Annotated in this window: 22 protein-coding genes; 13 read left to right on the forward strand and 9 right to left on the reverse strand. The window is 69.0% G+C overall.

Annotation, left to right across the window (positions count from 1 at the left end):
• Positions 1-43: 43 nt before the first annotated feature.
• From ACSSVZ_RS19670 to ACSSVZ_RS19685, 4 genes are read left to right on the forward strand one after another with little or no spacing between them, the layout of a single operon-like run.
• Entirely contained in the window at positions 44-868 is an 825-nt protein-coding gene (locus ACSSVZ_RS19670) for a creatininase family protein (protein WP_453972439.1), read from the forward strand.
• A 40-nt stretch (positions 869-908) separates the two neighbouring features.
• A complete protein-coding gene (locus ACSSVZ_RS19675) occupies positions 909-1,283 on the forward strand; it encodes a cupin domain-containing protein (RefSeq protein WP_453972440.1) in 375 nt (124 codons plus the stop codon).
• Positions 1,284-1,291: 8 nt separating this feature from the next.
• The gene (locus ACSSVZ_RS19680; RefSeq protein ID WP_453972441.1) at positions 1,292-2,335 is read left to right on the forward strand and encodes a CobW family GTP-binding protein; all 1,044 of its coding nucleotides are present in this window, start codon (positions 1,292-1,294) and stop codon (positions 2,333-2,335) included.
• On the forward strand, positions 2,322-3,560 hold the full coding sequence (locus ACSSVZ_RS19685) for an LVIVD repeat-containing protein (protein WP_453972442.1): 1,239 nt from the start codon (positions 2,322-2,324) through the stop codon (positions 3,558-3,560). Before ACSSVZ_RS19680 ends, ACSSVZ_RS19685 begins: the two co-directional genes overlap by 14 nt.
• 55 nt (positions 3,561-3,615) lie before the next feature.
• Here ACSSVZ_RS19685 and ACSSVZ_RS19690 read toward each other — a convergent pair whose 3' ends face one another.
• From ACSSVZ_RS19690 to ACSSVZ_RS19705, 4 genes are all read right to left on the reverse strand, one after another.
• Positions 3,616-4,317 carry a hypothetical protein gene (locus ACSSVZ_RS19690; RefSeq protein WP_453972443.1) on the reverse strand — a complete coding sequence of 234 codons (702 nt, stop codon included), beginning with the start codon at positions 4,315-4,317 and terminating at the stop codon, positions 3,616-3,618.
• 46 nt (positions 4,318-4,363) lie between these two features.
• The gene (locus ACSSVZ_RS19695; RefSeq protein ID WP_453972444.1) at positions 4,364-5,461 is read right to left on the reverse strand and encodes an FAD-dependent oxidoreductase; all 1,098 of its coding nucleotides are present in this window, start codon (positions 5,459-5,461) and stop codon (positions 4,364-4,366) included.
• A 223-nt stretch (positions 5,462-5,684) separates the two neighbouring features.
• The gene (locus ACSSVZ_RS19700) at positions 5,685-6,380 is read right to left on the reverse strand and encodes an LrgB family protein (RefSeq protein ID WP_453972445.1); all 696 of its coding nucleotides are present in this window, start codon (positions 6,378-6,380) and stop codon (positions 5,685-5,687) included.
• A complete protein-coding gene (locus tag ACSSVZ_RS19705) occupies positions 6,377-6,727 on the reverse strand; it encodes a CidA/LrgA family protein (RefSeq protein ID WP_453972446.1) in 351 nt (116 codons plus the stop codon). Before ACSSVZ_RS19705 ends, ACSSVZ_RS19700 begins: the two co-directional genes overlap by 4 nt.
• A gap of 190 nt (positions 6,728-6,917) precedes the next feature.
• On the opposite strand from ACSSVZ_RS19705, the gene ACSSVZ_RS19710 reads away from it, so the two are divergent.
• From ACSSVZ_RS19710 to ACSSVZ_RS19720, 3 genes are read left to right on the forward strand one after another with little or no spacing between them, the layout of a single operon-like run.
• Complete coding sequence (locus ACSSVZ_RS19710; protein ID WP_453972447.1) at positions 6,918-8,939, forward strand: acetyl-CoA carboxylase biotin carboxylase subunit; 2,022 nt, start codon at positions 6,918-6,920, stop codon at positions 8,937-8,939.
• 49 nt (positions 8,940-8,988) lie between these two features.
• The gene (locus ACSSVZ_RS19715) at positions 8,989-9,417 is read left to right on the forward strand and encodes a gamma-glutamylcyclotransferase family protein (RefSeq protein ID WP_453972448.1); all 429 of its coding nucleotides are present in this window, start codon (positions 8,989-8,991) and stop codon (positions 9,415-9,417) included.
• Positions 9,418-9,434: 17 nt separating this feature from the next.
• On the forward strand, positions 9,435-9,716 hold the full coding sequence (locus tag ACSSVZ_RS19720) for an acylphosphatase (protein WP_453972449.1): 282 nt from the start codon (positions 9,435-9,437) through the stop codon (positions 9,714-9,716).
• A 14-nt stretch (positions 9,717-9,730) separates the two neighbouring features.
• Here ACSSVZ_RS19720 and ACSSVZ_RS19725 read toward each other — a convergent pair whose 3' ends face one another.
• Positions 9,731-10,672 (reverse strand): ornithine cyclodeaminase family protein, encoded by a 942-nt coding sequence (locus ACSSVZ_RS19725; protein ID WP_453972450.1) that lies wholly within the window; start codon positions 10,670-10,672, stop codon positions 9,731-9,733.
• Positions 10,673-10,814: 142 nt separating this feature from the next.
• On the opposite strand from ACSSVZ_RS19725, the gene ACSSVZ_RS19730 reads away from it, so the two are divergent.
• Together ACSSVZ_RS19730 and ACSSVZ_RS19735 are read left to right on the forward strand one after the other, a co-directional pair.
• The gene (locus tag ACSSVZ_RS19730) at positions 10,815-12,179 is read left to right on the forward strand and encodes a nicotinate phosphoribosyltransferase (RefSeq protein ID WP_453972451.1); all 1,365 of its coding nucleotides are present in this window, start codon (positions 10,815-10,817) and stop codon (positions 12,177-12,179) included.
• Positions 12,180-12,209: 30 nt separating this feature from the next.
• Complete coding sequence (locus ACSSVZ_RS19735) at positions 12,210-13,139, forward strand: glutaminase (protein WP_453972452.1); 930 nt, start codon at positions 12,210-12,212, stop codon at positions 13,137-13,139.
• Between the two features lie 90 nt (positions 13,140-13,229).
• On the opposite strand, the gene ACSSVZ_RS19740 is transcribed toward ACSSVZ_RS19735, so the two are convergent.
• The gene (locus ACSSVZ_RS19740; protein WP_453972453.1) at positions 13,230-13,427 is read right to left on the reverse strand and encodes a hypothetical protein; all 198 of its coding nucleotides are present in this window, start codon (positions 13,425-13,427) and stop codon (positions 13,230-13,232) included.
• A 288-nt stretch (positions 13,428-13,715) separates the two neighbouring features.
• On the opposite strand from ACSSVZ_RS19740, the gene ACSSVZ_RS19745 reads away from it, so the two are divergent.
• Positions 13,716-13,946 (forward strand): hypothetical protein, encoded by a 231-nt coding sequence (locus tag ACSSVZ_RS19745; RefSeq protein ID WP_453972454.1) that lies wholly within the window; start codon positions 13,716-13,718, stop codon positions 13,944-13,946.
• Positions 13,947-13,989: 43 nt separating this feature from the next.
• Here ACSSVZ_RS19745 and ACSSVZ_RS19750 read toward each other — a convergent pair whose 3' ends face one another.
• Entirely contained in the window at positions 13,990-14,310 is a 321-nt protein-coding gene (locus ACSSVZ_RS19750) for a DUF1476 domain-containing protein (RefSeq protein ID WP_453972455.1), read from the reverse strand.
• A 498-nt stretch (positions 14,311-14,808) separates the two neighbouring features.
• Here ACSSVZ_RS19750 and purC point away from each other — a divergent pair, with 498 nt between their 5' ends.
• The 3 genes from purC to purQ all read left to right on the forward strand — a co-directional run bounded on the left by purC (position 14,809) and on the right by purQ (position 16,616).
• Positions 14,809-15,573 carry a phosphoribosylaminoimidazolesuccinocarboxamide synthase gene (gene purC, locus ACSSVZ_RS19755; protein ID WP_453962397.1) on the forward strand — a complete coding sequence of 255 codons (765 nt, stop codon included), beginning with the start codon at positions 14,809-14,811 and terminating at the stop codon, positions 15,571-15,573.
• Between the two features lie 102 nt (positions 15,574-15,675).
• Entirely contained in the window at positions 15,676-15,915 is a 240-nt protein-coding gene (gene purS / locus ACSSVZ_RS19760; protein ID WP_453972456.1) for a phosphoribosylformylglycinamidine synthase subunit PurS, read from the forward strand.
• 23 nt (positions 15,916-15,938) lie between these two features.
• Complete coding sequence (gene purQ, locus ACSSVZ_RS19765) at positions 15,939-16,616, forward strand: phosphoribosylformylglycinamidine synthase subunit PurQ (protein WP_453972457.1); 678 nt, start codon at positions 15,939-15,941, stop codon at positions 16,614-16,616.
• A gap of 9 nt (positions 16,617-16,625) precedes the next feature.
• Here the strand turns inward: purQ and ACSSVZ_RS19770 are convergent, their stop codons facing one another.
• A complete protein-coding gene (locus ACSSVZ_RS19770; protein ID WP_453972458.1) occupies positions 16,626-17,177 on the reverse strand; it encodes a sugar O-acetyltransferase in 552 nt (183 codons plus the stop codon).
• A 13-nt stretch (positions 17,178-17,190) separates the two neighbouring features.
• A complete protein-coding gene (locus tag ACSSVZ_RS19775; RefSeq protein ID WP_453972459.1) occupies positions 17,191-19,653 on the reverse strand; it encodes a mechanosensitive ion channel family protein in 2,463 nt (820 codons plus the stop codon).
• Between the last annotated feature and the right edge of the window lie 93 nt (positions 19,654-19,746).

Genomic DNA, 19,746 nt, shown 5'->3' on the forward strand with positions numbered 1-19,746 from the left:
CCCGACGTCGCCGGCCCCGGACACCCAGGAGAACGGTACCGGCATGACCGCGTCCGCACCCGGCGCGCTTCCCACGCGCTATTTCATCGAACTGACGCAGCCGGAGATCGCTGCGCAGCTGGTCAAGAACCCACTCGTCATCCTGCCGGCCGGCAGCGTCGAGCAGCATTCCAACCACCTGCCGACGGGCACCGACATCTATGCGGCCAACGAGGTCTCCCACGCGCTTGCGGAACGGATGGACGGCCTGGTGCTGCCGGGCGGCCCCCTCGGCGTCACGCCCATGCACATGCCGTTCGAGGGCACGATCTCGCTCTCGCCGGAGACCTACATGCAGGTGGTGAAGGACACCTGCATCTCGACCGCCCGGCACGGGGCCAAGCAGCTCCTCATCGTCAACTGGCACGAGGGCAACAGCGCGCCGCTGGCGCTGGCGGCGGAATCGCTCCACCGCGACCACGGCCTGTCGGTGGTGACCGTGCAGGCCTGCTACGTGGCCGCCGACCTCTACGGCCCGACCTGCGGCGGGCTGACCCACGCCGGCGAGATCGAGGCGCTGGCGGTGCTCGCCCACCGGCCGGACCTGGTCCACCTGGACCGGGCCGAGGACGGCAGCAACAAGACGCTCGGCTCCAAGATGGACAAGCTCCGCCGCAACCGGAACTATCAGCCGGTTCTGACCGACATCCGGTCGATCGAGCCGCGCGGCTGGTACGGCGACCCGAAGCCGGCGACCGCGGAGCGCGGCCGCCAGATGATCGTCGACATCGCCGATGCGATCGCCGCAGAAGCCCGCGAGATCTTCCGCCAGCTTGACGCCGTGCAGGGCGGCGGAACGCGCGTGACGGACATGAAGAAGACGGCCTGAAGCGGCACCGGCGCGGCGCACAGGCGGAGGAAAGACGGACATGGCGAAGGTCATCCGGCTGGAAGATGCCCCCCAGATCGGTCTGGCGGGCCGCAACGCCCGCGAGATCGTCGGCGGCGCGAACGGTTCAGCCCAGGTGACCTTCCGCCGCGTCGAGATCCCGGTTCCCGCGCCCGGCGCCAGGCCGCGCGCCCAGCACCTGCACCAGGGTTACGAGGAGTGCATCCACATCGTTTCCGGGCGCGGCGAGATGCGGGCGGGCGACGGCACCCTGCTGCCCGTCGGGCCAGGCGACACCATCCTCGTCCCCGCCGACGAGCCGCACGCCACCAGCAACACCGGCACTGAGCCGCTGGTGATGCTCTGCTTCTTCCCGGTGCCCGACATCCGGCCTGGCACCGTCGAACTCGGATGACGCGCGTGATGGGCGAGAGGCCGGCGACGTCCGGACGGACCCCCGTCACGCTGCTCACGGGCTTCCTCGGCTCCGGCAAGACCTCGCTGCTGAACGCCCTCCTCGCCGACCCTGCCCGGGCCGGCATCTTCGTCATCGTCAACGAGGTGGGCGCGGTCGGCCTCGACCATCTGCTGGTCGACCGGGCCCTCGACGGCGCCGTGGTCCTGGAGAACGGCTGCGCCTGCTGCGCCGTGCGCGGCGACCTGCGCAGCACGCTGATGACCCTCGCCGAACGCGTCGCCGCCGGCGGGTTGCCGCCGCTCTCCCACGTGGTGATCGAAACGAGCGGTCTGGTCGATCCAGGTCCGCTGGTGGCGCTCTTCGCCGCCGACGAAGGCATGCGCCAGCGGTTCGCGCTGCACGCCGTGGCGACCACCGTCGATGCGATCCACGCCGACAGCGACCTCTCCGCCCATGACGAGGCGCGCCGGCAGGTGCTGTTCGCCGACCGGGTGGTCGTCACCAAGGCGGACATCGCCAGCGCCGACCGGCTGCAGATGTTGCACGCCCGGATCGCGGCCCTTAACCCGACGGCGGAGATCGTCGTGCGCGACGCGGAGACCGACCTCGCCGCCGCGCTTCTGGCGCCTGCGCGCGCCGACGTGCGCAGCGAACGCGGTGCGGACGATGCGCACGGCGCGCACGCGCACGATGCGCGCACTGTCGTGCTGGAGCGCACCGACCGGCTCGCCTGGCCCCCGCTCGCCGCGTGGCTCGCCGGCGTGCTGTCGCTGCGCGGCGACACGATCCTGCGCGTCAAGGGGCTCGCCTTCGTGCGCGGCTGCGACCAGCCGATCCTGGTGCAGGCCGTCCACCACCGGCTGGCGCCGCCGGCCCGGCTGCCGCGCTGGCCCGTCGGCGCGAAGGCGACCCGGCTGGTGTTCATCGCATCGAGGCTCGACGCGGACCTGGGCAGGGGGCTCGCGGCGAGCCTCGCCCGCGCCTGTCCGCCGCCGGGCCGAGCGCAACAGGTTCTCAGGGAGGAGACGACCACCGATGACATCGCTTGAAGCAAGGAACATGCGCATCATCGGCCACAACCGGCTCGGCGGCTACGGCGGGCTCGGCGAAGGCATGTCGATCCAGATGACCAGGGACGGCCGCCGCATCATGTGGCTGGCGCACGAGGGGCCGCCGAAGAACTTCACCGGCGTCGACGTCAGCGATCCGCGCAACCCGACCGTGGTGGTGCAGACCGACCTCGCCCACAACCGGATGCGGTCCAACTCCCTCGACGTGGTCGGCGACCTGCTGGCGGTGGCCTACCAGACGCTGGGCGAGAAGGGGCTGGGTGATCCCGGCCTCGACATGACGCCGGCCGGCATCGAGCTGTTCGACGTCTCGGTGCCGGAGACGCCGAAGCGGGTGGCCTTCTACGACTGCTCGGGGCCGCATTCGATGGGGGTCCACCAGCTGTGGTTCGTCGACGGCGAGACGATCCACTTTTCCGGCGGCGCACCGGACTTCCAGCCGCGTGACCGGCGCGACTGCCAGTTCTACCGCTCCATCGACGTGCGCAACCCGTCCAAGCCCGTCGAGATCGGGCGCTGGTGGTATCCGGGCGTGCGCGAAGGCGACAGCGCCCCGCCGCCGGCCCGGCATCCCCGCTTCGACACCGCGTTCCGCGCCCACAACACCAACGTCTACCCGGACCGGCCGGACCGGGCCTACGTCTCCTATCTCGACGGCGGGATGTTCATCCTCGACATCTCCGACCCGGCGAACCCGAAGGAGATCAGCCACTGGAACCCGCATCCCCCCTACAACGGCTTCATGCACACGGTGCTGCCGCTCATCGACCGCGAGCTGCTGATCGTCACCGACGAGAGCATCAAGAACGAAGCCGCCGACTGGCCGAAGATGACCTGGGTGGTCGACGCGCGGGTGGAGACCAATCTGGTGCCGATCGCCACGATGCCGCTGCCGCCGCTGGCGGAATTCGGCCACCGCGGCGGCCGCTTCGGCTCCCACAACGTCCATGAGAACCAGCCGGGGCCGTACAGCTTCCGCTCGGAAACCATCATCTTCGCGGCGATCTTCAACGGCGGCATCCGCATCTACGACATCGCCGACCCGCTGCAGCCGAAGGAGATCGGCTTCTGCGTGCCGCCGGCTCCGGAAGGCTCGCCGGTCGGCTGTTCCCAGATGAACGACATCTATGTGGACGAGCGCCGGATCGTCTACGGCGCCGAGCGCTTCACCGGCGGCCTCTACTGCATGGAGGCCGACTTCTGAGCCTGCGGCAGCCGCGCCGCCGCTGCTGCGCCACCGAGCGCCCGCACGCCCGGGATCAGGCCGGCAGCGCCAGCGTTGCCGCATCGGTGCGGGCGGGGGCGCTGGGCACGCCGGCGCCGGCCCAGAACCGGACGGCCGCCGCCGGCAGGCCGGCGCGCAGCGCCGCCACTGGATCGCGCGCGAGGTCCCGCCGGTCGATGCAGATCGCCTCCGTCGGCAGCCGCGGATCGTCGATACCGACCGGCGCGGTGCCGCCGCCGAGATCGACCGCCACCACCGCCGTGCCCGACCAGAACGCGAAGGGGACGAGCCGGTACCCCTCCGCCGCCGGCAGATGGGCCATCGGCAGCGGCAGCCAGGCGGCAAAGCGCAGATCCTCCGGCGTGTAGAGACCATGGAAATCGGCGAGGCGGGCCGCGATCTCGTCCCGGGACCGGGCGACCTCGTCGGCGACGAACGCGAAGTAGCCGTCCACGAAGGCGCGCATCGACCGCGACCAGGGGTCCGCCAGGGTCAGGATCCGCGCGCGCAGCGCCGCGAACTGGTCGTCGGCGGAGGGGACCCCGGGCGCACCGGCGACGCCGATCACCCCGCTCGACAGCCGCAGCGGCCCGCTCCCCGGCATCGCAGCGAACGCGCGGACGGAGGCGCCGGGAGCGCTGGACAGGCGCGCCGCGCCGAACGGGATCCGCACCGTCGCGCTGTCGGCCGCCAACGGCGGCGCCGTCCGGTCTTCCGAAAGATCCTGCCCGGTCATCCGGCGCGTCCTTCCCGCTTGCCGCCTCCAGCGGAGACTATGCCCGTCAGGGCTTCACGTCGAACAGCCCGGCCGTCCGGGTGACCAGCTGCCGGTGGAGCGGCGCCACCTTCAGCGCGACGCCGGCGGCCTTCGGGCCGAGCCGGCGCATCAGCCCCTTGTCCGCCGTGGCGAACCGCTGCATCCGGTCGCTTTCCTTGAGCACGGCTGCGGCCTTGCGCCAGCGCCACGTCGCCCACTCGGCGACGCGCCCGGCGTGCAGGAAGCGGGCGAAGGTGACCGCGTCCTCGATGCCGAGGTTCATGCCGCGCCCGCCGGCCGGCGAATGGATGTGCGCCGCATCGCCGGCGAGCCAGACGCGGCCCTTGCCCTGCGCCGCCACGTGGCGATGGCTGACGGTGAACTCGGCGCTCCAGTGGAGCGCGCCCAGCAGCCAGGAAGGCGGCACGAGATCGAGCACGTTCGGCACGTTGGAGATCAGCCGGTGGCGGCCATCGGCGATCGGCACGCGCAGGAGCATCGGCCGGCCCGGGTCGAGGCGGAGTTCGCCCCAGTCCATCGCCGCACCGCTGTCGATGTCGACGTCGGCGAGCGACCACTGGAACGGATAGGCCTCACCGGCGAAATCGAGGGAGAGTGCCTTGCGGACCGTGGAATGGGCCCCGTCGGCGCCGAGCACCCAGTCGTAGCTCTCCTCGTGGCGGTCGTAGCCCCGGGTCGTCGTGACGTTCACCCGGGCGGCGTCCTGGTAGAGCTCGCTGACCCTCATGCCGCGCTCGACCGCGACCCCCTCGAAGGCCAGATGGTCGTCGAGGATCGCCTCGGTCTCGCTCTGGGGAATGCCGAGGATGAAGTTGAAGGGATGCTTGAGCCGCGTCATGTCGATGGTGGCGAGCGTGGAATAGCCGGAGACGAGCTTCAGCCCGTCGAGGCGCACGCCGGCGTCGATCAGGTCGGCCGCGACGCCGAAATAGTCGAGAACCTCGAGCGTGCGCGCATTCACCACCGCCGCGCGCGATTCCGTCGACGGTTCGGCCGCCTGGTCGACGATGCGCACCTGGAAGCCGGACCGGCTGAGCGCGAGCGCCGCAGAGAGCCCGACAGGACCCGCACCGACCACAAGCACGCGCTCCGCATTGGCCATGATCACCGTCGCTCCATCGTTCGCGATCTCTCCGCCGGCCGTCCACGAGGATCGGCGACCGGGCGGGATCGATCTGTCACACAAATTCGGGCGGAAAGGGGCGCCCCCGGGAAGGCCGGAGGGGTGGGACGATCGGGGAAGTCGCCGCGGATCGCGGCGCGACGGACGATGGCACCAACACGCCGCCGATGGCAACCGCCGGAGCGCGTCCAGCCGCACCGTCTCACCCGAGGAGCAGGAGCAACACGGGGACGAGCAGCGCCGTCAGGAAGCCGTTGAGGCCCATGCCGAGGCCGGCGAAGGTGCCGGCGAGTGGCGACAGCTGGAAGGCGCGTGCCGTGCCGATGCCGTGCGCCGCGACGCCGGCGGCCAGCCCCTTCGCGCCTTCGTCGCGGATCTTCAGCAGCGCCATCAGCGGGGTGAGCAGCATCGCGCCGATCACTCCGGTGCAGATGACGAGCACGGCCGCCAGGCTCGCGATGCCCATGGCGATCGGCGTCGTCACCGACTTCGGCGCCAGCGAGACGAGGATGTCGTGCGGCAGGCCGAAGGCGTAGCCGAGCGCCAGCGCCGATCCGACCGCGGTGCCGGATCCGGCCACCAGCGCCACCGCCAGCGGAACGAGCGCGCGGCGCACATGCCGGAGATTCTCCACGAACGGCACCGCCAACGCGACGGTGGCCGGCCCCAGCAGGAAATGCACGAACTGCGCGCCCTCGAAATAGACGGGAAAGGGCGTGCCGGTGATCTGCAGGCAGGCCACCACCAGCGCCGTCGCCATCACCACCGGATTGGCGAGCGGCGTGTAGCCGAACCGCGCCGCGATCCGGTCGGCGACCAGATAGGCGACCAGGGTGACGGTGAGCCACAGGAGCGGCTTCTCGGCGAGATAGACCCACAGGCTTTCGGCCGGCGTCATCGCTCGTCCTCCCCCACCCGCCCGCCGACGAGCCGGAACACCAGCGCGGTCACCGCCATCGCCAGCACGGTGGAAACGACGAGGATCACCGCCAGCGCCATCCCGTGCTCGGCCAGCAGCGGCCCGTATTGCACGACGCCGACGGCCGCCGGAACGAACAGCAGCGACAGGTTGCGCAGGATGCCGTGGGCCACAGGCGGCAGGAAGGACGGCATACCGCGGATCGACAGGACAACCGCCAGCAACGCCGCGCCGACGACGGGCCCGGGCACCGGCGCACCGATCAGGCGCACGGCGATTTCACCCGCCAGCTGGCAGACGAGCAGGATGGCGAGTGCGTTGATCATGACTTCGTGGTGTCTTCGCCCGGGCGGCTCTCGTCTTGACAGCGGAGCCGGTTGACCGCGTTGTCCGCTTCAGCGGATTGGTATAGGCGACATCCAGCAAACAGAAACAGAGATCAAGGCCTCCGGCTCGGTCGGGCCACAAGATCTGACCACGACGCGCTGGAAACTGCCAAAGGGGGATGGCCTGCCGATGTTCGACAAAATCCTGATCGCCAACCGGGGCGAAATCGCCTGTCGCATCATCCGCACCTGCCGGCGCCTCGGCATCAAGACGGTCGCGGTCTGCTCGGAAGCCGATCGGGACGCCCTGCACGTGGAGATGGCCGACGAGTACGTGCTGATCGGCCCGCCGGCCGCCTCCCAGTCCTATCTCGTCATCGACAAGATCGTCGACGCCTGCCGCCAGACCGGCGCCCAGGCCGTCCATCCCGGCTACGGCTTCCTGTCCGAACGTTCGGCCTTCCCGACGGCGCTCGCGGCCGCCGGCATCGTCTTCATCGGCCCCCACCCGGCCGCGATCGATGCGATGGGCGACAAGATCACGTCGAAGATCAAGGCGAAGGAAGCCGGCGTCTCCACCGTGCCGGGCTCGGCCGGCATCATCGCCACGCCGGAGGAGGCGGTCGAGGTCGCCCGCGAGATCGGCTTCCCGGTGATGATCAAGGCGTCGGCCGGCGGTGGCGGCAAGGGCATGCGCGTCGCCAAGACGGTGGACGAGGTGGCCGACGGCTTCGCCCGCGCCCGCTCCGAGGCGGCCTCGTCCTTCGGCGACGATCGCGTCTTCATCGAGAAGTTCATCGTCAATCCGCGCCACATCGAGATCCAGGTGCTGGGCGACAAGCACGGCAACGCGATCTTCCTCGGCGAGCGCGAATGCTCGATCCAGCGCCGCAACCAGAAGGTCGTCGAGGAAGCCCCCTCGCCGCTCTTCGACAAGGACGACGAGGTCCGCGAGCGGATGGGCGCCCAGGCCGTCGCGCTGGCCAAGGCCGTCGGCTACGATTCCGCAGGCACGGTCGAGTTCGTCGCCGGCCAGGACAAGAGCTTCTATTTCCTGGAGATGAACACCCGCCTGCAGGTGGAGCATCCCGTCACCGAGCTGGTCACCGGCATCGACCTCGTCGAGCAGATGATCCGCATCGCCGCCGGCGAGACGCTGTCGATCGCCCAGGACGACGTGAAGCTGGACGGCTGGGCCATCGAGACCCGCCTCTATGCGGAAGATCCCTTTCGCGGCTTCCTGCCCTCCACGGGCCGGCTGACCACTTACCGGACGCCCGCCGACGAGGTGCTCGGCGATTCCAAGGTGCGGGTCGACACCGGCGTCGTGGAAGGCTCCGAGATCACCCTCTTCTACGACCCTATGATCGCCAAGATGGTGACGCACGCGCCCACCCGGCTGGGGGCGATCGATGCCATGGGCGAGGCGCTGGACCGCACGATCATCGGCGGCATCCGCCACAACATTCCCTTCCTGTCGGCGCTGATGGCGCATCCGCGCTGGCGCTCGGGCGAGCTGTCGACGAACTTCATCGACGAGGAGTTCCCGGACGGCTTTGCCGGCGGCGAACTGGACGCCACCGCACGGCGGGTGCTGTGCGCCGCCGCCGTGTCGGCGGAGCTCGCCCGCGCCGAGCGTTACCGGCGGCTTCCCGACCAGATGCGGCGCGTGCCGGCGCCGCTCAACACCGACTGGACCGTCGACATCGCCGGCGAACAGCTGTCGGTGCGCGTGACGGAGGGGACGCCCGGCCTGCCGATCGCCCTTGGCCTGCAGATCGGCGACGACGCGGAGCCGGTCACCGTCAGCTCAGACTGGCGCCCGGGCGACCTCCTGTGGACGGGCAAGGTGGGAAGCCAGTCGGTGTCGGTGCAGCTTCAGTCGTCCCTCAACGGCTACCAGGCCACCTGGCACGGCGTGTCCACGGAGGTGCGCGTGCTGCGGCCGCGAATCGCCGAACTCGACGCGCTGATGCCGGAAAAGATCGCGGCCGATACGTCCAAGTTCCTGCTGTGCCCGATGCCCGGGCTGGTGGTGTCGCTGGAGGTCGCCGAGGGCCAGGAGGTCCAGCCCGGCGAGACGCTGGCCATCGTCGAAGCCATGAAGATGGAAAACGTGCTGCGGGCGGAGCGCCTCGTCACCGTGAAGAAGATCAACGCGGCGAAGGGCGACAGCCTCGCCGTTGATGCGATCATCATGGAGTTCGAGTAAGGTCCGTCCTGCTGCCATTTCGACCTCCTTTTCGCGGAGTGACGGACCGATGCGGATGACCTTTGCCTACGGTGCCAATCTCGACCCCGCCGGCATGCGTCAGCGCTGCCCGTCGGCCAAGCCGCTCGGGCACGCATGCCTGGAGAACTGGCATTTCCGGATCACCGTCGACGGTTACGCCTCGGTCGCACCGCGGCTCGGCTCGGCCGTGCACGGGGTGCTCTGGCAGATTTCCGCGAAGGACGAAGCCTCACTCGACGCCTACGAGGAGGTCGCCGGCGGCCTCTATCGCAAAACGCACCTGCCGGTCCGCGGAACAAATGGACCCGTTCGCGCGCTCGTATATGTCGGTCGCTCCCGGACCTCGGGCCGCCCGCGCAAAGGCTATCTCGACAAGATCGTCCTGCCGGCGGCACGTGCATGGGGACTGCCCCCGACCCATCTATGTGAACTGGAGTCCTGGCTGCGGCCGGGATAGCGCGAAAGGAGATCGCCATGAGCGATCGCAGCGTTCACGTCGTCGTCGCAGGCATGCTGCAGGGGGTCGGCTACCGGTCCTGGCTGGCGCAGATTGCCGACAGCTACGAACTGAGCGGTTGGGTTCGGGAGCGCATGACGGGCGAGATCGAAGCCGTGTTCTCCGGCCCGAGCGAGGTCGTCGCGGAGATGATCGCCGAATGCCGCAAGGGTCCGCGCGGCTCCAACGTCACCTCCGTCAGCGTCCAGGAATACTCCCACATCCTCACCACGCCGTTCGAGGTGCGGGAAACGAGCTGAGCGCCGGCCGCGGCTCAGACGTCGCGGCCGACGCCCTGATCGAGTACGTGGCGCGCCACCATCAGGTCGAGATGCGCGCCCCCGCCATTCTTGCAGACCGTGATCTGGTCGGGGCTCGTGCGCCCCTCCGCCCCCTTGGCGAGATCGAAGTAGTCGGCCCGCACGTCGGCGTCCGAGATCACGCCGCGCGCCATCGGGTCGATGAGTTCGCCGATCTCGCCGATGGTCGTGTGCCGGCAGTCGACGAACAGCCGGCCACGCGTCAGCGCCGCGTCGTCGGCCTCGCGCATGGTCGGCGTGTAGGCGCCGACGAGATCGACGTGACAGCCGGGCTTGAGCCGCGCACCGGCCAGAACCGGCGTTTCCGACATCGTCGCGGTGGTGACGAGATCGGCCTCGGGCAGCGCCGCATCGAGGTCCTCGGCGACCACCATCTCCACCGGCAGATCGGACATCCGCTGGGCCAGCGCCTCGGCGCGGGCGCGGGTGCGGTTGAAGATCGTCACCCGGGAGAGCGACGGCCGCACCGCGAGGTGCGCGCGGATCAGCGGCTCGGCCATACTGCCGGCCCCCACCATCAGCATCGTGGCGATGTCGGGCCGGGAGAGGAAATCGGATCCGAGCGCCGAATCGGCCGCCGTCTTCCAGGCGGTCAGCGCCGCCCCGTCGACGAGGGCGGCCGGCGCGCCGGTCTCCTCGTCGAACACCAGCATGGCGCCCTGGATGGACGGGCGCGGCGGATCGGCCCTTGGATTGTCCGGATAGACGGTGACCGCCTTCACGCCGGCGCCGAGGCCACCGATCCAGGCCGAGCGGACCAGCATCTTGCGGCCCGACGACGCGAGCAGCGTGTCGCCCAGGTCGACCTCCTCGGCGCGGTGGGCGGCCCTGAGCGCCTCCACCAGCGACTTCCACGAAAGCGCCTGGTCGATGTCGGCTGCCGAAACGATGCGCATCCTGAACTCTCCCGATCCCGATTTACGGCCCCGGTTCGCTCCGGGGCATGAGAAGCCATGTTGACACGGCGCGTCCGGACGGCCTCAAAGGCAGCGGGCAACCGGTTCGCACGCCCCCTTCCCTCCGCTGACGAGGCGCACGATGGCCCTTCCGCCGCTCGGCATCCCCTACGACGACGCCGCGATCTTCACCGACCTCTACCAGCTGTCGATGCTGCAGTCCTATCACCGGGAGGAAATGCACGGCCAGGCGGTGTTCTCGCTGTTCTTCCGCAAGCTGCCCGAGACGCGCAACTTCATGCTGGCCGCCGGGCTGGACCCGGTGCTGGAATATCTCGAAACGTTGCACTTCTCCGAGGACAGCCTCGCCTATCTCGCCTCGACCGGCCGCTTTTCGCCAGCGTTTCTCGACCACCTGAAGGGCTTCCGGTTCACCGGATCCGTGCGGGCGGTCGCAGAAGGGACACCGATCTTCCCCCACGCCCCGATCCTCGAGGTCGAGGCGCCGGTGGCCGAGGCGCAGCTCATCGAGACGCTGCTGATCAACCAGATCACCATCTCGACCATCCTCGCCTCAAAGGCGATCCGCATCGTCGAGGCGGCCCGGGGCGCCCCGGTGATCGATTTCGGCACCCGCCGCGCCCATGGCTTCGACGCCGGCAACAAGGCGGCGCGCTCGGCCTACATCGCCGGCTGCACAGGCACCGCCAACGTCCTCGCCGGCAAGCTCTACGGCCTGCCCATCGCCGGGACGATGGCGCACTCCTACGTGGAGGCCTGGAAGGACGAGCTGTCGGCGTTCCGCGCCTTCACGGCGCTCTACCCCGACACCGTCCTGCTGATCGACACCTACGACGCGATCCAGGGCGCCGACAATGTCATCGCGCTTGCCCGCGAACTGGGAGACGGCTTCCGGGTGCGCGCCGTCCGGCTCGATTCCGGCGACCTGGCCGAATTGTCGAAAGAGGTGCGCCGCCGGTTCGACGAAGCGGGCCTGCAGTCCGTGCAGATCATCGCCTCGGGCGGCCTCGACGAACACCGGATCGCGGATCTCGCCGCGGCCGGCGCGCCGATCGACGGCTACGGGGTCGGCACCCGGCTGACCACGTCATCGGATGCCGCCGAACTCGACATCGCCTACAAGCTTGCCGCCTACGGGGGCGAAGGCCGCATGAAGCTGGCGCCGCTGCGCAAGAACCTGCCCGGCGCCAAGCAGGTCTGCCGGATCGAGGCCGACGGCGTCGCACGGAACGACGTGATCCGCCGGCTGGGCGAGGACGGCCCCGGCCGGCCGCTGCTGGAGACGGTGATGGCCGACGGCGTTCGCACGGAAGCCGGCCGCCGCAGCCTCGACGAGATCCGCGCCACGGCGGTCCGCGAGGTGGCCCGCCTGCCCGCGCATCTGCGCGCGATCGAACCGGCCCGGCCGGCCTATGCGGTGGAGGTCAGCGACGAACTCCGACGGTACACCGAAACGATCGAAGCCGAGCTTCGCGCACACGCCTGATCGACAGGTTCAGGACTGGGAGGTCCGCCAATGACGACTGCAGCCGCCGAACTCGCGCCCCTGCTTGCGAGCATCGCCGAGGACGCACCGGTCTATTTCGGCCAGGGCAAGGTCAACGGGTCGATCCCGCTGCTGGCGAAGGTTGACCCGAAGCAGTTCGGCATCGCCGTGGCCACCCTCGACGGCGGGATCGCCACGGCCGGAGCGGCCAACGTGCCCTTCTCGATCCAGTCGATCTCGAAGGTGTTCAGCCTGTGCCTGGCACTCGACTACATGGAGGGGGATCTGTGGACGCGGGTCGGCCGCAACCCCTCGGGGCAGCGCTTCAACTCGCTCACCCGCATCGAGCAGGAGCAGGGCCGGCCGATGAACCCGTTCGTCAATCCCGGCGCGCTGGTGGTCGCCGACTGCCTGACCGAGCGGGCGGCAACGCCGGTCCACACCCTGATCGGCTTCCTGCGCAAGCTCGCCCACTCCCAGCGGGTCAACTGCGACTACGAGGTGGCGAAGAGCGAGCTTTCCACCGCTTTCCGGAATTACGCCGCCGCCGCGCTCCTGAAGGACTACGGCAACCTCCGGTGCGATCCGCGGGCCGTGGTCTCCGCCTATACCCACTTCTGCGCCGCCTCGATGACGTGCGTGGAACTGGCGAAGGCCGCGCTGCCGCTCGCCAACGACGGCAGGGACGCGAAATCGGGCGCGCAGTTGCTTCCGGCCGGACGGGCCCGGCGGGTGAATTCGCTGATGCTGACGTGCGGGCTCTACGATGCGGCCGGCGATTTCGCCTATCGGGTCGGGCTGCCGGCCAAGAGCGGGGTCGGGGGCGGCATCGTCGCGGTGGTGCCGAACCGGATGGCGATCGCCGTGTGGTCGCCCGAACTCGATGCCCTCGGCAACTCCGTCGCGGGCTTTGCGGCGCTGGAGCGCCTGGCGCGAGACGCCGACCTGTCGGTGTTCTGACCGGCCATCCGACGTCCGGGGAGCGGAGCCATCCGGACGTCGCAGGTCCATCTGGGCGCGGTCTTGCGACGCGCGCCCGCACCGGAGCGGTCAGTCCCGGCCGGTGATGGAGGGGGAGACGGCCGGGTCGCTCGCCGGAAACGTCTCTTCCAGCGCCTCGTCGAGGTCTTCCGACTTCTCCGCCTTGCTGCGCTTGTCTTCCGTGTCCTTGCGCGCCGCCTCCTCGTGCTTTTTCTTGTCGTCCGTCTTCTTGTCGTCGGTGTCGCCGTGCTTCTTGCCGTCGCTCATGATCATCCTCGCGATCGTCGGCCCCTCTACAAGCCGATCATTGCGCGGACCCGATGGTCCACGTGTCGGCAACAGAACGCGCCCGCGGGGGGCCGGGTTCCGCGTCCGGGCGGGACACGCCGGGTAGCTGGGATGTATGGCCCCCGCCTCTCGGGCACGCGGATGCCGCAAACCGGAACCCCATCCGGCGCTGCCGCGTTTCCCTGCCCAGACCCTGCGTTGCCGGCCGGGCGGAGGCACTGTCCGCTCGTCTGCCGCACCCTTGCAATCGAAACAGGTTGACCCAGCATGCTCAAGCACACCAACGACGATGAAGTCCGTGTCGGCAAGGAGCGCGCGCGCCAGGGAGAAAACCTCTGGCCGATGAAATGGGTGCTCGGCCTCGGTATCGCGGCCTTCACGATCTTCGGCTTCCTGGCCTGGTTCTATCTGATGGCCGAACCGGATCAGGAAATCTCGCCAGCCACCAACGGCGAAGCCCCCGCCCAGTCGGAGCCGGCCACCCCGCCTTCCCAGTGATGGGCGGGGCAGGCATGCTGCCCCCGCCCCGTCCGCGGGGAATTCACTGGGTGCTGATCTGCCCCACGGCGACCGCCATCAGTTCGTCCATGGTGCGGCGGATCTGGTGATCGCTCTGCTCGACGCCGCCGGCATCGAAGTCCGCCCGCACCTTGCGGAAAACGTCCTCTTCGCCCGGCTCCTCGAAATCGGCCCGCACGACTTGCTTGGCGTAGTTTTCGGCTTCCTCGCCGGTGTAGCCGAGCTTGTCGGCCGCCCACAGGCCGAGCAGCTTGTTGCGACGCGCCGTCGCCTTGAAGCGCAGTTCCTCGTCGTGAGCGAACTTGCCTTCGTGAGCGTCCTTGCGGCCTTCGAACGTGGTCATGAGAGCCTCCCAAAAGTGACACACTGCCGGCCGCTGTCGTCGCAACCCCGTGGTCCGTCGCTGCCTGAATAACGGCGCATCATCGCGGAATCAACGCGGTGCAAACCGCATGGCCACCCGATCGCCGCCCTGCCCCGAAAAATGGGGGCAGTGAAGGCCGACGCCAAGAGCCACCGCGCCAATCGGTCAACACATCTGCGCGACAGGTCGGCGCGCCCGCAGGATCATTTCATCTTGTTGAAACGGCTTGCAAATCCCATCTAACGTCGGATCGCCGGGACCCACATCCGCGCGGTGGCTGTGGGTCGCGAGCTGCCAGCGGTCCGGCGGAGGGTGTGGATTGTCCACGGTTTCACGATCGAGTAGGGTGCGGCCGCGGTGGCTGCGCAGCGACTCGTGATACCTTCAGCCGCAAAACGACAGTGGCTGGTTCGCGCCCCGCAATCTCGGAGAGCCACCGGCTTCATGGATTTTCACAATCACACACGGTATGTGCCGATGAACCGTCGTCGCCGAATTTACGAAGGCAAGGCCAAGATCCTCTATGAGGGTCCGGAGCCGGGCACCCTGATCCAGCACTTCAAGGACGACGCAACCGCGTTCAACGCGAAGAAGCACGAGATCGTCGACGGCAAGGGTGTGCTCAACAACCGGATCTCGGAGTACATCTTCGGCCACCTGAACGACATGGGCATCCCGACCCATTTCATTCGGCGGCTGAACATGCGCGAGCAGCTGATCCGGGAAGTCGAGATCGTGCCGCTCGAAGTCGTGGTGCGCAACGTCGCGGCGGGGTCGCTGTCCAAGCGCCTCGGCCTCGAGGAAGGCACCCAGCTGCCGCGGTCGATCATCGAGTTCTATTACAAGAACGACGAGCTCAACGACCCGATGGTCACCGAAGAGCACATCACCGCCTTCGGCTGGGCGACGCCCCAGGAGATCGACGACATCATGGCGCTGGCCGTGCGGGTCAACGACTTCCTGTCCGGCCTGTTCCTGGGCGTCGGCATCCGTCTCGTCGACTTCAAGATGGAATGCGGCCGTCTGTGGGAAGGCGACATGATGCGCATGGTCGTCGCCGACGAGATCTCGCCCGATTCGTGCCGCCTGTGGGACATCGCCACCGACGAGAAGCTCGACAAGGACCGGTTCCGCCGCGATCTGGGCGGCCTTCTCGAGGCCTACCAGGAAGTGGCGCGGCGCCTCGGCATCCTCAACGAGGTCGAGCGCCCCCAGGGCACCGGCCCGGTCCTCGTCAAATAGGCGGCCCGGGGCGATGCGATCGCGCACCGCCCCGAACCGTGCCGGACTGCGCCCGACACGTGCGGGCATTCCCAGATGATTGAAGCGGGTTTGGACAAGACGATGCGTGCGCGTGTGACGGTGACCTTGAAGCAGGGCGTTCTCGATCCGCAGGGCAAGGCCATCGAAGGGGCGCTCAAGGGGCTCGGCTTCGGCGGGGTCAACGCCGCCCGGCAGGGCAAGGTGATCGACCTCGATCTCGCCGAGACCGATCCGGAGCGCGCCCGCGCCGAGGTCTCCGCCATGTGCGAGGCGCTGCTCGCCAACACCGTCATCGAATCCTACGCGATCGAGCTGGTCTAGATCTCGCCGCCGGAGATGTTCCCGTGAAGTCAGCCGTCATCGTCTTTCCCGGCTCCAACCGCGACCGCGACGTCGCCAAGGCGCTTGCCGCCACGACCGGGACGGAGCCGGTCTTCGTCTGGCATGCGGACACGACCCTGCCGGACGTCGACCTGGTGGTGCTGCCGGGCGGCTTCTCCTACGGCGACTATCTGCGCGCCGGCGCCATCGCCGCGCGGGCCGGCATCATGCCGGCGCTCGCCGAGCACCACCGCCTCGGCGGCTATGTGCTGGGCATCTGCAACGGCTTCCAGATCCTCACCGAGGCCGGGCTGCTGCCGGGCGCGCTGATGCGCAACGCCGGCCTGCGGTTCGTCTGCCGCACGGTCAAGCTCTCGGTGGAACGCACCGACACGGCGTTCACCGGCGCCTATGCGCCGGGCCAGGTCATCGCCTGCCCGGTCGCCCACCACGACGGCAACTATTTCGCCGAGCCGGACACCCTGTCCCGGCTGGAGGACAACGGCCAGGTCGTCTTCCGCTATGCCGCCGGCACCAACCCCAACGGCTCCGTCAACGACATCGCCGGCATCACCGACGAGACCGGCCGCATCCTCGGGATGATGCCGCATCCGGAAAACCTGATCACCGCGCACCAGGGCGGCACCGACGGCGTCGGCCTGTTCGCGGGCCTGACCACGGCGCTGGCCGAGCCCGCCTGACGGGGCCTGTCAGGGCCTCAGGCGCGCCGGATTGCCGAAGGCGACGCCGTAGCCCGGAACGTCGCGGGTGACGACGCTGCCCGCCCCGATGCGGGCATGGTCGCCGATGGTGACGCCGGGCAGGATGAGCGCCCCTCCCCCGATCCAGACGTTGCAGCCGATCGTCACCGGACGGCCGAACTCGATCCGCTGGGCCCGTCTCGCCGGTTCGCGGGGATGGTCCGCCGTCAGGATCTGCACGCCCGGCCCGACCTGGGTGCCGTCGCCGATCCAGACCTCGACGACGTCGAGGATGATGCAGTTGAAGTTGAGGAAGACGCCGGCGCCGAGGCTGATGTTGTAGCCGTAGTCGCAGTGGAACGGCGGGCGCACCTCGCTGCCCTCGCCCACCGCCGCGAACAGCTCGGCCAGAAGCGCATGCCGTTCTACGGCCGGGCGCGCCTGGGCGGCGTTGTAGACGTCCATCCACAGCGCGGCGCGTTGCTTGTCGGCCGCGAGTTCGGGGCCCTCGGCGACGTAGAATTCGCCGGCCAGCATCTTGTCCTTTTCGCTGCGCGTCATCGCCCGGCGGCCGCTATCGGGCCGACGACGGGTCTTCGCCGGCCGGCTTGGCCAGGGCCTCCGTCTCCTGGTCGAGCAGCCGACGAGCCGCAGCACCCGCCGCCTGCTTGCGGCGATCGGAGTTCTCGTCGTTGTCGTCCACCTCGTTGCCGTCCTGGTCGACGATGCGGACCGTCACCTCGCGGTGCGCGAAGTGGATGTCCTCCCGCGCGAACAGGTCGCGGATCTCGGCGTAGACCCGCTTGCGCACCAGGAACTGGTCGCCCGGCTTGGTCATGAACTTGACCCGGATGATCATCGCGGAGTCTTCCATCTGGTAGACGCCCTGCGACTTCAGCGGATCCAGGAACATGTGGCCGATGTCGGGATCGGCGAGCAGGTCCTGTCCGACCTTCTTGATCAGCTTGCGCACCTTCTCCGGGTCGGTGTCGTAGGTGAGCCGCAGCGGCAGCTTCATGATGACCCAGTCGCGCGAATAGTTGGTCAGCCGCTTGATCTCGCCGAACGGCACCGTGTGGAGCGGCCCGTTCTGGTGGCGCAGCTGGAAGGAGCGGATGGAGATCTTCTCGACCACCCCCTTCACGCCGCCGAGATCGATGTACTCGCCCTTGCGGAAGGCATCGTCGATCAGGAAGAAGGCGCCGGAGAAGATGTCCTTGATCAGCGCCTGCGAGCCGAAGCCGACGGCCAGGCCGACGACGCCGGCACCGGCGAACAGCGGGGCGATGTTCACGCCGATCCCGGCAAGCGCGACCATGATCGCCATGGTCGCGATGGTGATCAGCAGAAAGTTGCGGAACAGCGGCAGCAGCGTGGCGAGGCGGGTCGACCCGCCATGCCCCATCTCTGAGTCGCCGTCGCCATGCACCTGGAACTGGGCCTGCTCGGCGGCGATCTTGCCATCGACCCACAGCTTGACCGCCTCGTAGGCCATGTAAGCGAGGAACAGGACGACGAAGGTGCCCAGCGAGCGGGCGAGCAGGTTGCCCTCCGCCGCGATCGGCAGCCCCCACAGGTGCAGGATGAGCACGGCGCAGACGACGACCGAGACGATCGCCGCGCCGTGTTCGAACAGCCGCTTGAAGGCCGGCTTCCCGACCACCCGCGCTCTCAGGGGCGCGTCGTCGGCGTAGTCGTCGTCCTCGTCGAACGGCACGTAGTCTTCGGGCCCGGCGGCGGCGGCACCCAGCGAATGGGCCTGCACCGGCGCGTCGTCGTCGACCACCAGGCGCTCGCTCTTCTCCGGCAGCGGGAACATGTGGTCGATGAAGATCAGCAGGATGGAATAGAGGATGAGGGCCAGCACCATGGCGACCAGCGGCCCGGCGATGAGCGCTCCGCCGCTGTCGATGTCCAGAAGCCGTCGCACCGAACCGACGATCCAGGCGGCCCACAGATAGACGAGCACCACCACGTACCAGATCTGGGCAATGACCCGGCGCGGCACGGAAAGCGGCCGTCCCGGCTCGTGCGCCAGGATCGCGCCGGCCACCTCCCTGCGGTAGGCGAGCGTGATGCCCGACAGGATGATCACGGCGACTAGGCCGGAGAGCATGTAGACGAGCTTGAAGGCGTCGATGTCCATGCCCATGCCGCGCATCCATTCGGCGAGCGCGAGGACGGCGAGCGAGATCCACACGCCGATCATCAGCCGGGAGAACAGCGAAGACGCGGTGTGATCGTCGAACCGGAACGGGCGATAGGCGACGCGGTCCGGACACAGGATGGTCTTGAAGATCGTGCGGGCGACGAGGCCGAGCGCGACGGCCGAGATCACCACCATGTTGGTGATCCGGACGGGCCCGCCACTGTTCGTCACGGACACGCCGACGACCAGCCCGACGAAGGCGAAGCACGCCACGGCGATCAGCATCAGCACCCCGCGCGTCAGCAGGTAGCCAATCTTCTCGCCCCGGGTGACCGGAACCGCCGGGTAGAGGCGCAGCAGGTGACTGCGGAACCAGCCGATCACCACCCGGTAGACGAGCGCGCCGGCGAGGATCGTGATGCCGACCAGAAGTGCGGCCATGCCGAGCCAGTGGAGTGACTGGTCCGGTGTGGCAGACCGGAGCGTGCTGTCGATATGCCCCGGGAGCAGCGGGAACTTGGCGACGAGCTCCTTCACTCTTTCTTCCACCCGGACGGTGATCGCCACGAGCCGCTGCTTCAGGCGTCCGGCGCTTTCGGTCGGCGTCTCCGCCGGGGCGCTCGCTGACCCGGCGGGCGCAATCACGATGACCTGCGCGCCCGCCTTCTCCGCCTGCTTGACGACCGCCTGCAGCCCGGAGGAGAGGCCGTCAGACGTGGCAGTGGACGAAGGCTCCTCCGCGGACTTGCCGGCATTCTTGGCCGCCAGAAGCGCGGCGGCCTGGGCGTGTGCCGACGACGCTCCGCCGAGCGAGGCGAACGAAAAGGCGACTGCCAGGATCAACCCCGTCAGCACCACGCGAAGTCCGCGACCCGATCCAGTCATCATGAAAGCCCTCAGCCCATCGGAACGACGTTTCCCCAAGTCCTCCGGTGTGCAAGAAAATGGGTCCGAAATCCACTGTTCCGTCAAGCGTGGACG

The organism is Amorphus sp. MBR-141 (genome assembly GCF_053628695.1).